The organism is Endozoicomonas sp. ONNA1, assembly GCF_024606325.1.
Lineage (GTDB): Bacteria > Pseudomonadota > Gammaproteobacteria > Pseudomonadales > Endozoicomonadaceae > Endozoicomonas_A.
The window spans coordinates 1-12,559 of the sequence record NZ_JAHHPN010000340.1; the positions used below are offsets into that span (position 1 = coordinate 1).

Genomic DNA, 12,559 nt, shown 5'->3' on the forward strand with positions numbered 1-12,559 from the left:
CAATTTATTGCAACCGCAGTAGGACAGCCTTAAGTCCGACAGGCTGCTAGAATGGATACATCGTAGCATTATGGTGTATCCCGATGGCTTCTGGTTTATCGACGATTCTTGGTTTTTTTGCTGCCTGGGTGCCTCTCGAATCCCCATGGGTAGAGATTGCTGTAGACACCCCGGAGGATTTCAATCCTCAATGCCACTACCAGGTGGAGTTCGATCGAGCTTGGTTCTTCGCAGCCGCCGTCAATAAGGATGCTCTTTTGCTGACCCCTTACGGCAGCCTGGAAAATGCTGAGGCTTATATACTCAAAATTTCTGCCGCTCAGAAAAGCACTCTGATCGTAGAGGGTAGCGGCAGCACGAGCGAACAGCCTCTTGGCTTTGAAGCCATTCGCAGATGGTGCCCCCCTGCTCCTGAGAAAATAGACCTGAACAGTAATAGCGGCTTTAATCCTGACTGCTTCCACTGGATCAATGAAGAACAGGCTTTTTATAATTACCTGCCCACCCGCTATAACAGAACCCACCTTGAACTGATCCCCAAAGACTTTGGCAGTCTGAAGACGGTTCTGAGCGCCCAGATCCAGTCAGACAGAAAAAATACAACTCTTGTTCAGAAAGCCGATGGGCGAGCCATTCAAGTACCAACCCAGACAATACTGAGACAGTGTCAGAATATTGAATGGAGAGATTTTCCTGACTCGGATTCCACTAAAAAAGTGATTGAGGAGGCCAAAGACGGAAAGCTTCAGGCCAGCAGCTTCAGCAGAAATTGTTTTTATCGGGTACAACTCGACAGTGATCCAAGCTGGCAAGCCGCTTTCGGAACAGATAATGGCGGCTTCACCCTTTTTATCAATACCTACTTCCCGGGCTCTGTGGCGGGCACACAGAAAACCATTGATTGGATGTCTACGGATCGATATACCCGAACACGAATTGGAGAAGGGAAAACCGGAGGCCTTGTGAAACGTATTCAGTACTTTTGTCCTAAATAATCTAAACCGCGCCAAGTCAAAGTGATTGATTTTACTGGATAGGGTTTTAATAAATTGCCCGGTAAACAGAACAGGACACGACATGCCTCATAAAATCAGTCATTCTCTGGTTACCCCTGAAGCTTATCTGGCCCACGAAAGGGCATCAATCACTTCTCGCCATGAATATATTGATGGATATATAGTGGCTATGGCAGGCGGAACTATTCAGCACGGTAAGATGATCGCTAATTTAACCCGCATTTTAGGTAATCATTTGGTGGGAAAACCATGCGATGTGTTTGCAGCTGATGTCAACTTAAAAGTTGAATCTGCTTTTGTTAAATCCTTCAGATATCCTGATGTCATGGTCTCATGTGAGCGAAAGCGGCGCTTCGAAGATATGTGCGAATCCGCTACGGTTCTGATTGAAGTACTTTCCGAGAGCACAGAGCTAACCGATCGTGTTTATAAGTCAGCGGAGTACGGGCATATCTTAAAGGCGACTCAAGGTGAGTACCTGGTTGTTGACCCTAACCATCCTGTCGTAGAAAAAAGAATGTGGCAAGATGGACGCTTCAAGGTCGTAGCCACCTATAACGAAACTGATAGCATCTTGCTGGAGAGTCTGGAGCTGACAATACCAATGACTGATCTATACCAACACTAGTGTGCCCCTCTCAACACCTTGTCTTCAGGAATGCTCCTGTATTTCAGAGCTCCAGTTTTCGTCGGCCTGCCAATGCGTGGGCCAAAGTACCACCATCAACATATTCCAGTTCACCTCCCAGCGGCACACCATGTGCTATCCGAGTGGCTTCTACTCCCATACTCTTGAGTTCTTCCGCAATGAAGTGTGCGGTTGCTTCACCCTCAACCGTTGGGTTAGTAGCAAGAATCACTTCTTTAACCTGAAAATCAGCCACTCGCTCCAGCAGGTCGGTAACCCCGATTTCTTCAGGACCAATCCCATCGATGGGTGAGAGATGTCCCATAAGCACAAAATAGCGTCCGGAATAACCGCCAGCCTGTTCCAGGGCCATAACATCAGAAGGGTTTTCTACCACACAAAGTGTTGATTTCTCGCGGCCCGGGTGACTGCAAATATCACACAATTCACTCTCGCACAGTGTTCTGCAAGCCTTGCAACGTCCGACCCCTTCTGTCGCTTCGGTCAGGGCTTTAGCCAGCCGAAGCGCACCTTCCCGATCTTTTTCCAGCAGATGCAACGCCATTCTCTGGGAAGATCTGGGCCCCACCCCGGGCAAACAACGCAGGGATTCCATCAATTCCCTGATCAGAGGACTGAACATAAATGCACTCAAACTCCGGTGAGGGCCCAGTCGCTACGAGTGGGTCCTGCTATCAGATGATTGTCCAAATATGCTTTGGACGAATAACCCTGTGACACTTAGCAAGTGACGCTTAGAAAGGCATCTTGAAGCCGGGAGGCAGACCCATACCAGCGGTCAGGTCACTCATTTTATCCTTACTGTTTTCTTCCACCTTGCGAACTGCATCATTCACAGCAGCCGCCAGCAGATCTTCCAACATTTCTTTGTCTTCTTGCATCAGACTGGGGTCGATTTGCACATCCTTGACATCATGACGACCGTTCATAATCACTTTTACCAAGCCAGCACCAGATTCACCAATGACTTCAGCGTTGGCAAGCTCTTCCTGGATACGCTGCATGTCTTCCTGCATTTTCTGGGCCTGTTTCATCAGGTTACCCATGCCGCCCTTAAACATAAAAACTCCTTTACGGTAACGTTTAGCTCATCGAATGATCACTGAAAGCGATGAACTAAAGACAAATATGATCACCGGATGATTGAAATAACCGGCCACTCATCACTTGATAACATTGCCAACTGGCTGAATGCTGTCTTCGATGACGACAGCGGAAAATTCATTAATCAGGCTCTGTACATGCTGATCATTTAAAATGCTGGCGCGTGCAGCAGCCATTCGTTCAGCCATTTTACGCTCACGCCAGGCAGCAGGGGTTTCTGCCTGAACCTGACCAATCTCTACCTGAACCCTGAGCGGCTGGTCAAAATAGTCGCTCAACGCCTTCTCAACCCTCTGCCGGTGTGTGTCGTTGTACAAAGTGCTTCTGCCACTGTCCAGTCGCAAATCAACCCTGCCTGCCGAATGACCGACATACTCACAATGAGAGGCAATCGTTCGGGTCACTCCACCCAGAGGAAGGCTTCTGAAAACAGGCACCCAGGACTGAACATTCAGATCAGCAAAAGAAATTCTCTCTTCAGGAGCCAGCCCCTGAACAGGTTCTTCTTCAACCATTGCCGATTCAGGCGCTGGCTGAATAACTTCCTGTCGTGATGCCAGCTCCGAGGCATAAACTTCATAAGTGGATACTGAAGGCGGAATATCGTCCTCCTCTGTCTCCTGCTCCTGGCAGACTTCAACCGCTGGCAGGATCTCTGTTACAGGAGTTTGATCAGATTCGTGTACCTGGGCTGGCTCTACATCCGGTAACGATGAAGGAGCAAAATCATCCGGTAATGGATTTTCTGTAGCAGCAGTCGAGGACTGCTCAGCTTCGGTCTGAGAAGGAGGTTCTTCAGCCACAGGCGGTGGCAAAGGATGTTCAGGCTCTCTTACTTCAGTCACCCATTGCTGCTGGTGCCTGGCCTGTAGGGCACCAGCAGGCTCAGGTTCCGGATCAGGAGAAGCTGCCACCGGCTCTGAAGCTTCTGCTGATGGTGCAGCCACTTCTCGCTGGGCATTCCGGGACACCTGAACGGCAACAGGTTCAGGTCTGAATGCCAACATCCTCAGCAGAGCCATTTCAAAGCCACCCCGTGGATCCGGCGCCAGTGGCAGGTCTCTTTTCCCTACCAGACCGACTTGATAATAGAGCTGAACATCTTCAGCCCGCATATTACCCGCCAGTTCCAGAACCTGCTCACGATCGCCCTGACTGTTGTCAACTGCCTCGGGCACGGCCTGGGCAATGGCAATCCGGTGCAGCATGGAAAGCATATCATCCAGTACCGCCACATAATCCGGCGCATGTTCAGCAAGGTTGGCAATAGCGGCTAACACTTCCGGAGCCCCTCCCGACGAAAGAGCTCTTACCATCTTCATGACCTGCCCCTGATCAATGGTACCAAGCATGGCACTGACTTCCTGCTCGGTTACCTGACCATTACCAAATGCGATAGCCTGGTCGGTCAGGCTCAGAGAGTCCCTCATACTGCCATCGGCTGCCCTGGCCAGCTGCCAGAGTGCAGGACCTTCGAAAGGAATAGATTCCTGGCCAAGAATATTTTCCAGATGACCAACAATCCTTTCCGGCGTCATATTTTTCAGCCCAAACTGTAAACATCTTGACAGAATGGTCACTGGCAGCTTCTGAGAATCCGTGGTAGCCAGAAGAAACTTTACGTGGGGAGGTGGCTCTTCCAGGGTTTTTAGCAGTGCATTGAAACTGTGCACCGAGAGCATGTGCACTTCGTCAATCAGATAAACCTTATAACGCCCTCTGGTAGGAGCGTACTGAACATTATCAAGCAGTTCCCGGGTATCTTCCACCTTGGTTCTGGAAGCTGCATCCACCTCAATAAGATCAACAAAACGACCTTCATCAATTTCGCAGCAGGCAGCGCACTGTCCACAGGGAGTGGAGCTGACCCCTGTTTCACAGTTAAGGCATTTGGCAAGAATCCGGGCAATGGTTGTCTTGCCCACCCCGCGTGTGCCTGTGAACAGATAAGCATGATGCAGCCGATCCTGGTCCAACGCATTGACCAGAGCCTGCAATACGTGTGTCTGGCCCACCAGCTCTTTGAAAGAACGGGGTCGCCATTTGCGCGCTAGAACCTGATAGCTCATTGAAAAGCTTGAATACCGGTGACAGAAACTGAAGACTCTATGCTAACCAAGAAAACGAAAGAATGCACGGTTCACAAGGGTCATATAAGGGTATTTGGCAGACAGGGCAAGACAGATGGAGGCAAACCCTGCCAGCCACACCCCGGCACATGATGTCACTGCTACCGTTGCTCCCTTCCGGGCCTGGCGGGGTTCACAGCTCATCATTGCGAGGGGACCGACAGGGCCCACCAAAAAACAGACAACTCGTCTGGATGCAGCGCATTCTCCACAAAACACCTTGCCCCGTCAACCACTTATAAAGCCCCTCTTGCGCTGGAGCCATAATTGACAGATCTACATAAGATTCAAAACCAGCTGGTCATGGCCGTGTCCTGCTGGTAGATATCTTCCCTGAATCGGACTCTGCCCGACTCATCGGGCCAGGCTGTAAAGTAAACAAAATAAACGGGCACTGGCTGCAAAAGCCTCCTGGTGTAGGTCAGCGCGTCAGGAGTAGTTTTATGCACCCATATCATGGATTGCTCATGAAAGATGGTTTGAATCAAATCGGCAATCCCTTCAACCCGGGCACAGCCTGAACTGAAAGCCCTTCTATTTTCTTTAAACAAATCAGACTTATCCGTATCGTGAAGATAGACACCATACTGATTCGGTAGATCCAGCTTAAACCGCCCTAATCGGTTTATCTCGCCGGGTTGCTGCTCCAGTCGGTAACGAAATGTTTTGGGCGTCAGTAATAGCCAGTTCACTCGATCAATAGCAATAGCAGGCGCAAGGTCGTCCCAGCTTTCATAAACGACAAAACCTTCACGTTTTAAAAATCCCGGCTCTTTCATTTCAGCCCTTAAGATTGAATGAGCGGCAATCGAATGTGGAACTTTCCAGACAGGATTGAATGTCACACTTTCAACCTGATCATTGAAAACGGGTGTCTGTTTATGACGCATACCAACGATCGCCTTATAAGTCTTCTGATGGGTTTTATTCTTGATCCAGGCAACATTGAATCCGGCAATGTCCACACGAATATGGGGGTATGGCAGTGTCGGTGGTAACCAGCGAAGCCGTTCGAGATTAGCCTTAAGCGTTCTGATTCTCTTGTGCGTTATAGCTAACAATGCCTGACGCGTCATAACCCCCAACCTGCCATCCGGCATCAGATTAAACTGAAGCTGTACTCGCGTCAGGACATCCTTGTGTATTTGTGTGTATACACTGCCTTCTAAATTCTCAACAAGGTCCAGATCCATGAGCCACTGATTCAGGCGGGTAACAGCAGGGTGCTGATCGTCTTTGAAGAAAATCAAATCATCCGGAAACTCCCGGACAGCCATCAGGCTCCAGTCCCTGAGTTTTTTCAGACTGTTCACCAAAGCAGGATATTGAGGGAGATCAGGCTCAAGACGCTTCAGATCATTGATCGAATAGTGTTGCGAGTAATCTTTCTCTTTGCGTGGCTGATCCTCTATCCGCCAGCCTGGCTGAAACAACCTTTTGTCAAGACGCCCTCTATCGACATACAAGGCATATCGACGAACCATTTTCTGAAGGACTTCGGAAGAAGGGTAGGCAACGAGGCGCCGCCAGTCCTGATCTTCCACAGGAATCCCCTGATCAGGCAAACCGGCGATCCAGTTTATATAAGCAGTGTTATCGGCCTTGGCGTAGAGCGTGAAGCCAATCAGCATGACAATCCATCTATGCATGACATCCTCATCTGCAACTGTACTTTGGGGACAGTGTCTCCGGGAGCAATGTCTCGTGAAACAAAGTCAGGTGACCATATAAATACTAAAGGGCGCCATAAACCATCAGGCAAAGAGGAAGCATGGCCGGCCGACAGAGAGCAGATTGCATCAATGGATGGTTGCCTCTGAAACCCAGAGTGACAAAAATCTGTCAAATCCCTGAAACAATGACACTCCCGGCTGGGATTTACATCGGCACGATGTGTAACCCGCGATCCCAATCGTAACGTAGCACTGAGAAAAACAACTCAAAAAAGCCGATTGCGCAACCACCCCCTGCCGAGTCAAAACGCATCAAGATAGGTATATTTACGCATTCCGATACACTTGGCACGTATCATGCTGATTATCTTCCCACAACGACCAGCTGATCCTGAGAAGGAATATCAGGACAGAAGGTGAGTGGGATTATTATTTTAACGACGAAAATATGTTTTGCTCCGACACATTACTTTCAGCAAAACAATTACCTTTTAACCATGGCGATTTGGAACAAGAATGAGTAAACCTGCACAAAGTCACATGGAAGCTTACCTGAAATACCTCAGAGCCAATGTGCAACTGAAAGAAAGTAATAAAGAGGGCAACAACGTCAAGGCAGAAGACACTGTTACAGCAAAAGAGTCTGCACAGATTGAAGCCGAGTATCTGAGAAGCATTTATAAAGTTCTGCCAAGAGAAGAAGCTTTGCAAATGACACTCAGACAGGCGAAAACGCACACATCGATCAGACCCTGATGCAAACGGTGATGTCTTAAACAGAGCTAAACGACCATATCTGCATATAGCAGTATGAATAAAAGTCCTGACCCCCTCCTCTTCAGTTAGGACCAGCCTGTAAATTCTTCATTGACTGCAAAAGCAACCTGCTGTTAACTCCTCTCTCAAGATTGTCTATGGAATTCCGCATGAACACATCGGCTTCTAATGAAAAAAATGTTCTCGGGGGACCTCTTCAACCCTGCTGCTTTGATCCTCTAACCGGAATCTACCGGGATGGTTTCTGCCATACCGACAGGAATGATATTGGACAGCACGTTGTCTGCGCCAGAGTCACTGGAGATTTCCTGAAATTTTCTCTTGAACAGGGCAACGACCTGATCACGCCCAATCAGGCTCACAATTTTCCCGGACTTAAGGAGGGTGATCAATGGTGCCTGTGTGCACAAAGATGGAAACAAGCCTATGAAGCCGGAGTCGCTCCTCCGGTCTATCTGAGATCCACTCACGAAAAGGCTCTTGAGATGATCAGCTTTGGAGCATTGAAATCCAAAGCTCTTGATATTCATTAATAAACGAGACATAAGTTCGGATTCAAAATATATCAATAGACGTCCACAATGCAGTACAATTGTCCAGAACAAACATCTCAAGTAATCAGTCATGAGCACAATATGCACAATGCAGAAAGAGAAGATCTGACTACTTCAAAGGCAGATACTCAATGCAGTAACCTTTCTTCTTCTGATCAACAGTCTTCAGCTAACAATAGAGATGAAATATCCAGTTCTGAAGCACTTCGCCTGATCAGAGAACGCTGGCCTGATGCCTTTCGAGTGGCTTCCCCCCGCCCACTTAAAATCGGCATCCATAATGAGATGAAACAAACCGGTGAATTTCCGGTCAGCACCATCAGAAAAGCTCTGAAACTGTTTACTCAGCAGGACCGCTATCTATCATCGATTAAGGAAGGCAGAAACCGGGTCGACCTGAATGGTAAACCTGCTGGCAAAGTCAGACTGAAGGAAGCTGTCAACGCCGAAATTCTTCTGTATCAGAGACAGCTGACCCGTCAGAAAAAAAATGAACGAGTCTTTGTCGGACAACTCAAACTGGTAGCCGGGCAACTCGCTCAAAGCGACACTGCAGCTACCCAAGATTCTACGACGCAGGAATAATATTATGGCGAGTGCCTGTGCCAGACATATCCTGATTAAAACACGGGAAGAAGCAGAAAAGCTCAAAAAACAGCTGGACAAGGGAGCTGACTTTGGCCAACTGGCCAAAAAGCACTCTCAGTGCCCCTCTGGTAAGAAAGGAGGAGACCTTGGCGAATTTCGTCAGGGACAGATGGTGAAAGCCTTTGATCAGGTAGTGTTCCGAAAAGAAGTTCTGGAAGTTCACGGTCCGGTCAAAACACAATTCGGCTTCCACCTCATACAAACACTGTATCGCAACGACTGATGCTCAGATTGCAACCCGGCTCAGCCGGGTTCAGTTTCTACTTAATCGTAGCGCCACTCAGGTGACCGTTTCTCCAGAAAAGCCTTTACGCCTTCATTCTGGTTCTGACCCTTAAACAACGTCAGGAATAAATCACGCTCGACAGCATATCTATTTTTTGACGAAAGCCGATTCATTTGAATCAGCTTTTTACACGCAACAACTGAGTCAGGGCTTTGTTGACTGACTTTTGCAGCAAGCTCCCTGGCCATTGAAAAAGCCTGTCCTTGCTCCACGACTTCTTCCACCAGGCCGATCTGAAAGGCTTTTTCTGCGTCCACCTTCTCACCCAGTAATATCATTCGCTTGCTCCATGCTTCGCCAACCAGCCACATTAAATTCTGAGTACCACCCGCACAGGGCAACAGACCCACTGCTGCTTCGGGCAGACCCAACAAGGCCTGTTTTTCAGCCACTCTCAGGTCGCAGGCCAACGCCACTTCAAGACCACCACCCAGGGCAAACCCATTAACTGCGGCAATAGAGATACCCTTGAATTCTGTCAGTGTTTCAAAAGCCTGGCCAAATGCTTCAGCCACAGGCCTGGCCTGTTCAGACGAAACATCAGCAAACAGTTTAAGGTCGGCTCCGGCACTGAAAAACCTTTCCTCTTCAGAGAAAATAATCAGGGCAGTTACCCGCGGATTTTCATTCAATTCATGAACCATCTGCTCAAGCAGATTCAGACTTTCCAGTGTCCATGTGTTCGCCGGTGGATTATTCAGCTGGATGGTGGCGATATGGCCTTCCAGCGAAAGCTTTATACAATCAGACATTATTCACTCCAGTCCTGCACATTCATCAGCCAGAATCCGTCGGGCAATGATCAGTCTCATGATCTCATTGGTGCCTTCCAGAATCTGGTGTACCCGAGTGTCTCTGACGTGGCGTTCAAGAGGGTACTCATTGATGTACCCGTAACCGCCGTGAAGTTGCAGCGCTTCATCACAGATTTTAAAACCAGCATCTGTAGCATAACGTTTTGCCATGGCACAATAAGCGGTGGCTTCAGGGTCTTTTTGATCCAGCTTGAAGGCAGCAAGCCTGACCATCTGCCTGGCTGCCGTTAACTCTGTGGTCATATCAGCCAGTCGAAACTGCAGAGCCTGGAAATCAGCCAGCGCTTTACCAAACTGCTTACGGTCCTTAAGGTATTCTCTGGCAGTGTTCAACGCCTGCTGAGCGGTACCGACAGAGCATGTCGCTATGTTGATTCGACCACCATCAAGACCTTTCATAGCAAGAGTAAAGCCTTCTCCCTCCTTACCCAGAAGGGAGCTGACAGGAATCCTGACGTTTTCAAAGCTCACCAGCCGGGTGGGCTGACTTTTCCAGCCCATTTTCTTTTCATTACGACCATAGGTGATACCATCACTGCTGGCGGGAACAGCAAAAGCAGAGATACCTTTTGGGCCTTCCCGCCCCGTGCGGGCCATGACCAATAGAAGGTCAGTACTGCCCGCACCTGAAATAAACATTTTCGAACCGGAAAGGACGTACTCATCTCCTTCCCTGAATGCACGGGTCTTAAGAGAAGCTGCATCACTCCCTGAGCCGGGTTCTGTCAGACAATAAGAAGCCAGTTTTTCACCTGTCACCAGGGCCTCACCCCACTCGGACAGCACCTCATCGCTGGCAGCCAGACCCACCATCCAGACGACCATGTTATGGATAGTCATATAAGCGGTGGTTGAAGTACACCCCATGGAAAGCTGTTCGAATACCAGGCTTGCGTCCAGCCGCGATAAACCCATCCCTCCCATTGATTCAGGTGCGTACAGGGATAAGAAACCCAGCTTGCCCGCCCTTTTCAGAGTTTCAATGGGAAAGACACTGTCTCTATCCCAGTCAGCCGCATTAGGTAGAAGCTCTTGCCTGGAAAACTGGGCGGCAAGATCACGAAAAGCGATTTGATCTTCTGTGAGATTAAAGTTCATTAACGGCCTCTTATTGTTTGTAAAAGCAGGAGCCTGCAAGGCTTGAAAAAACCATTACAAACCCCTTTTGCTTGTGGCGATTAATAAACGACCAAGTCGTCAAATATTCCAGAGCCTGGGATAATTAAACAAGCTCCACTGCAATAGCAGTGGCTTCACCACCACCAATACAAAGGGAAGCAACACCTTTTCTACCGCCTTTTCTTTTCAGGGCATTAAGAAGCGTCACAATAATTCGGGCGCCACTGGCTCCCAATGGATGACCCAGCACACAGGCGCCACCGAACACGTTGACCTTGCTGTGATCCAGATCCAGCTCCTGCATACATGCCATTGTCACAACCGCAAACGCTTCATTGATTTCAAACAAGTCTACGTCTTCTACCTGCCAGTCGACCTTTTCCAGCAATTTACTGATGGCCGCAATGGGGGCAATGGTAAATTCTGCTGGTAACTGAGCATGGCTCTGATAGCCTTTGATGCGTGCAATGGGGGTCAGACCTCTGGCCATTGCATCCTCCTCACGCATCAACACAAGAGCTGCCGCACCATCAGAAATAGAGCTGGAGTTAGCCGCTGTGACCGACCCGTTTTTATCAAACACGGGTCTCAGCTGCCGGATCTTTTCAGGGCGAGCCTTACCAGGCTGTTCATCCACCGTAATTTCACCATTGCGGCGTGTTTCCACTGGAGCAATTTCATCTGCAAATGCCCCTTCTTCAATGGCAGCCAGAGCTCTTCTCAGAGACTCCAGTGCGTAGTCATCCATTGATTCTCTGGATACTTCAAAACGTTTTGCGGTCTGTTCAGCAAAAACGCCCATAGCGTGACCGTCATAGGCATCTTCCAGTCCATCAGTAAACATATGATCTTTAATCTCACCATGCCCTAATCTCAAACCCGAGCGGGCTTTGCCCAGCAAGTAGGGCGCATTGGTCATACTCTCCATACCGCCTGCAACCACTGCATCAGCCTCGCCCAATTGTAACTGAGCCGCACCCATCATGACGGTTTTCATGCCAGAGCCGCATACTTTATTGACCGTTGTCGTGCAAGTAGAGTCCGGAAGCCCTGCCCCTCTGGCAGCCTGTCTGGCAGGGGACTGACGACAGCCCGCAGGTAGCACGCAGCCCATCAGAACTTCAGAGATATCGGAGGCAGAAAGACCACTTTTCTCAACGGCAGAACGTATAGCAGCAGCTCCCAGCTGTGGAGCTGCAACCTCTGAAAGACTCCCCTGGAAGCCGCCCATGGGAGTGCGTGAAGCTGAAACGATGACAATACTTACTTGATCAGACATGGTAATCTCTTGTTTTTGTTGACGCTCAAATACCGATTCGGCAAAAAGCTCTATTGTACAATTCATCTGCATTGAAACGATTACTGCAGAATAACGATACGATGATACAATACAGCCAGTATCTGACAGAACTGACCGACTCTCAAACATTCTACTGCAACAAAAGACAAAAAATACCATCCTGAAGATCTGACTCAGGATTATACTTCCATGTCAGGCACCTACGCCCCTGAACGGTCAGGGTACTTTAATTCAGAAATATGAATTCGGTTAAATGCAGCTATCATCTGCAGCATCAAAGCACCCCCACTGGAGGAAAAGACTTTCAACTTCGCGGATGGCCTCTTTGTCAGCTTTACTGATATGCCTCAAAACAGCATTGGCCATGACTGAAGCCAGATCACTTTTGAGCGACTCGCCCAGACCGGCTGGCAGGCGAACAATGACATCCCCAAAGAGAATTGTGCCACCCTGAGTCACCCGGATGACATATTCTCCCTGAGTCGATTC

Annotated in this window: 14 protein-coding genes and 1 other RNA gene; 6 read left to right on the plus strand and 9 right to left on the minus strand. The window is 48.9% G+C overall.

Going from position 1 to position 12,559, the window contains the following annotated elements; all coding sequences use genetic code 11:
• Positions 1–83: 83 nt before the first annotated feature.
• Positions 84–995 carry a hypothetical protein gene (locus KDK19_RS07620; RefSeq protein ID WP_257253967.1) on the plus strand — a complete coding sequence of 304 codons (912 nt, stop codon included), beginning with the start codon at positions 84–86 and terminating at the stop codon, positions 993–995.
• Positions 996–1,077: 82 nt separating this feature from the next.
• Positions 1,078–1,644 (plus strand): Uma2 family endonuclease, encoded by a 567-nt coding sequence (locus KDK19_RS07625; protein WP_257253969.1) that lies wholly within the window; start codon positions 1,078–1,080, stop codon positions 1,642–1,644.
• 43 nt (positions 1,645–1,687) lie between these two features.
• Here the strand turns inward: KDK19_RS07625 and recR are convergent, their stop codons facing one another.
• The 5 genes from recR to KDK19_RS07650 form a co-directional block, all read right to left on the minus strand.
• Positions 1,688–2,287, minus strand: coding sequence for a recombination mediator RecR (gene recR, locus KDK19_RS07630; RefSeq protein WP_257253970.1), 600 nt, complete (start codon positions 2,285–2,287; stop codon positions 1,688–1,690).
• Positions 2,288–2,399: 112 nt separating this feature from the next.
• Complete coding sequence (locus KDK19_RS07635) at positions 2,400–2,726, minus strand: YbaB/EbfC family nucleoid-associated protein (protein WP_257253972.1); 327 nt, start codon at positions 2,724–2,726, stop codon at positions 2,400–2,402.
• Between the two features lie 102 nt (positions 2,727–2,828).
• Positions 2,829–4,838 (minus strand): DNA polymerase III subunit gamma/tau, encoded by a 2,010-nt coding sequence (dnaX, locus tag KDK19_RS07640; protein WP_257291677.1) that lies wholly within the window; start codon positions 4,836–4,838, stop codon positions 2,829–2,831.
• 126 nt (positions 4,839–4,964) lie between these two features.
• An RNA gene (gene ffs / locus KDK19_RS07645) (signal recognition particle sRNA small type) lies at positions 4,965–5,061 on the minus strand.
• Between the two features lie 124 nt (positions 5,062–5,185).
• Positions 5,186–6,547, minus strand: coding sequence for a L,D-transpeptidase family protein (locus KDK19_RS07650; RefSeq protein ID WP_257253974.1), 1,362 nt, complete (start codon positions 6,545–6,547; stop codon positions 5,186–5,188).
• A gap of 540 nt (positions 6,548–7,087) precedes the next feature.
• On the opposite strand from KDK19_RS07650, the gene KDK19_RS07655 reads away from it, so the two are divergent.
• The 4 genes from KDK19_RS07655 (at position 7,088) to ppiC (ending at position 8,773) form a co-directional block, all read left to right on the plus strand.
• Positions 7,088–7,327, plus strand: coding sequence for a hypothetical protein (locus KDK19_RS07655; RefSeq protein WP_257253977.1), 240 nt, complete (start codon positions 7,088–7,090; stop codon positions 7,325–7,327).
• 170 nt (positions 7,328–7,497) lie between these two features.
• Positions 7,498–7,881, plus strand: a complete 384-nt coding sequence (locus tag KDK19_RS07660; protein ID WP_257253978.1) for a DUF2237 family protein — start codon at positions 7,498–7,500, stop codon at positions 7,879–7,881.
• Between the two features lie 102 nt (positions 7,882–7,983).
• Positions 7,984–8,487, plus strand: a complete 504-nt coding sequence (locus tag KDK19_RS07665) for a ProQ/FinO family protein (protein WP_257291678.1) — start codon at positions 7,984–7,986, stop codon at positions 8,485–8,487.
• Between the two features lie 4 nt (positions 8,488–8,491).
• Positions 8,492–8,773 (plus strand): peptidylprolyl isomerase PpiC, encoded by a 282-nt coding sequence (gene ppiC / locus KDK19_RS07670; protein ID WP_306670877.1) that lies wholly within the window; start codon positions 8,492–8,494, stop codon positions 8,771–8,773.
• A gap of 41 nt (positions 8,774–8,814) precedes the next feature.
• Here ppiC and KDK19_RS07675 read toward each other — a convergent pair whose 3' ends face one another.
• From KDK19_RS07675 to KDK19_RS07690, 4 genes are all read right to left on the minus strand, one after another.
• On the minus strand, positions 8,815–9,588 hold the full coding sequence (locus KDK19_RS07675) for an enoyl-CoA hydratase (protein ID WP_257253982.1): 774 nt from the start codon (positions 9,586–9,588) through the stop codon (positions 8,815–8,817).
• Positions 9,589–9,591: 3 nt separating this feature from the next.
• A complete protein-coding gene (locus tag KDK19_RS07680) occupies positions 9,592–10,749 on the minus strand; it encodes an acyl-CoA dehydrogenase family protein (RefSeq protein ID WP_257253983.1) in 1,158 nt (385 codons plus the stop codon).
• Positions 10,750–10,873: 124 nt separating this feature from the next.
• Positions 10,874–12,049, minus strand: a complete 1,176-nt coding sequence (locus KDK19_RS07685) for a thiolase family protein (protein ID WP_257253984.1) — start codon at positions 12,047–12,049, stop codon at positions 10,874–10,876.
• Positions 12,050–12,319: 270 nt separating this feature from the next.
• On the minus strand, positions 12,320–12,559 hold a 240-nt coding region (locus tag KDK19_RS07690; RefSeq protein WP_257291679.1), incomplete at its 5' end, for a hypothetical protein.

What these genes read in the sequence shown, in the direction of transcription:
- KDK19_RS07625 (WP_257253969.1), top strand. Translation starts at nt 1,078, where the DNA reads ATGCCTCATAAAATCAGTCATTCTCTGGTTACCCCTGAAGCTTATCTG.
- dnaX (WP_257291677.1), bottom strand. Translation starts at nt 4,838, where the DNA reads ATGAGCTATCAGGTTCTAGCGCGCAAATGGCGACCCCGTTCTTTCAAA.
- KDK19_RS07650 (WP_257253974.1), bottom strand. Translation starts at nt 6,547, where the DNA reads ATGCATAGATGGATTGTCATGCTGATTGGCTTCACGCTCTACGCCAAG.
- KDK19_RS07685 (WP_257253984.1), bottom strand. Translation starts at nt 12,049, where the DNA reads ATGTCTGATCAAGTAAGTATTGTCATCGTTTCAGCTTCACGCACTCCC.
- ppiC (WP_306670877.1), top strand. Translation starts at nt 8,492, where the DNA reads ATGGCGAGTGCCTGTGCCAGACATATCCTGATTAAAACACGGGAAGAA.
- KDK19_RS07620 (WP_257253967.1), top strand. Translation starts at nt 84, where the DNA reads ATGGCTTCTGGTTTATCGACGATTCTTGGTTTTTTTGCTGCCTGGGTG.
- KDK19_RS07675 (WP_257253982.1), bottom strand. Translation starts at nt 9,588, where the DNA reads ATGTCTGATTGTATAAAGCTTTCGCTGGAAGGCCATATCGCCACCATC.
- KDK19_RS07665 (WP_257291678.1), top strand. Translation starts at nt 7,984, where the DNA reads ATGCACAATGCAGAAAGAGAAGATCTGACTACTTCAAAGGCAGATACT.
- KDK19_RS07660 (WP_257253978.1), top strand. Translation starts at nt 7,498, where the DNA reads ATGAACACATCGGCTTCTAATGAAAAAAATGTTCTCGGGGGACCTCTT.
- recR (WP_257253970.1), bottom strand. Translation starts at nt 2,287, where the DNA reads ATGTTCAGTCCTCTGATCAGGGAATTGATGGAATCCCTGCGTTGTTTG.
- KDK19_RS07655 (WP_257253977.1), top strand. Translation starts at nt 7,088, where the DNA reads ATGAGTAAACCTGCACAAAGTCACATGGAAGCTTACCTGAAATACCTC.
- KDK19_RS07635 (WP_257253972.1), bottom strand. Translation starts at nt 2,726, where the DNA reads ATGTTTAAGGGCGGCATGGGTAACCTGATGAAACAGGCCCAGAAAATG.
- KDK19_RS07680 (WP_257253983.1), bottom strand. Translation starts at nt 10,749, where the DNA reads ATGAACTTTAATCTCACAGAAGATCAAATCGCTTTTCGTGATCTTGCC.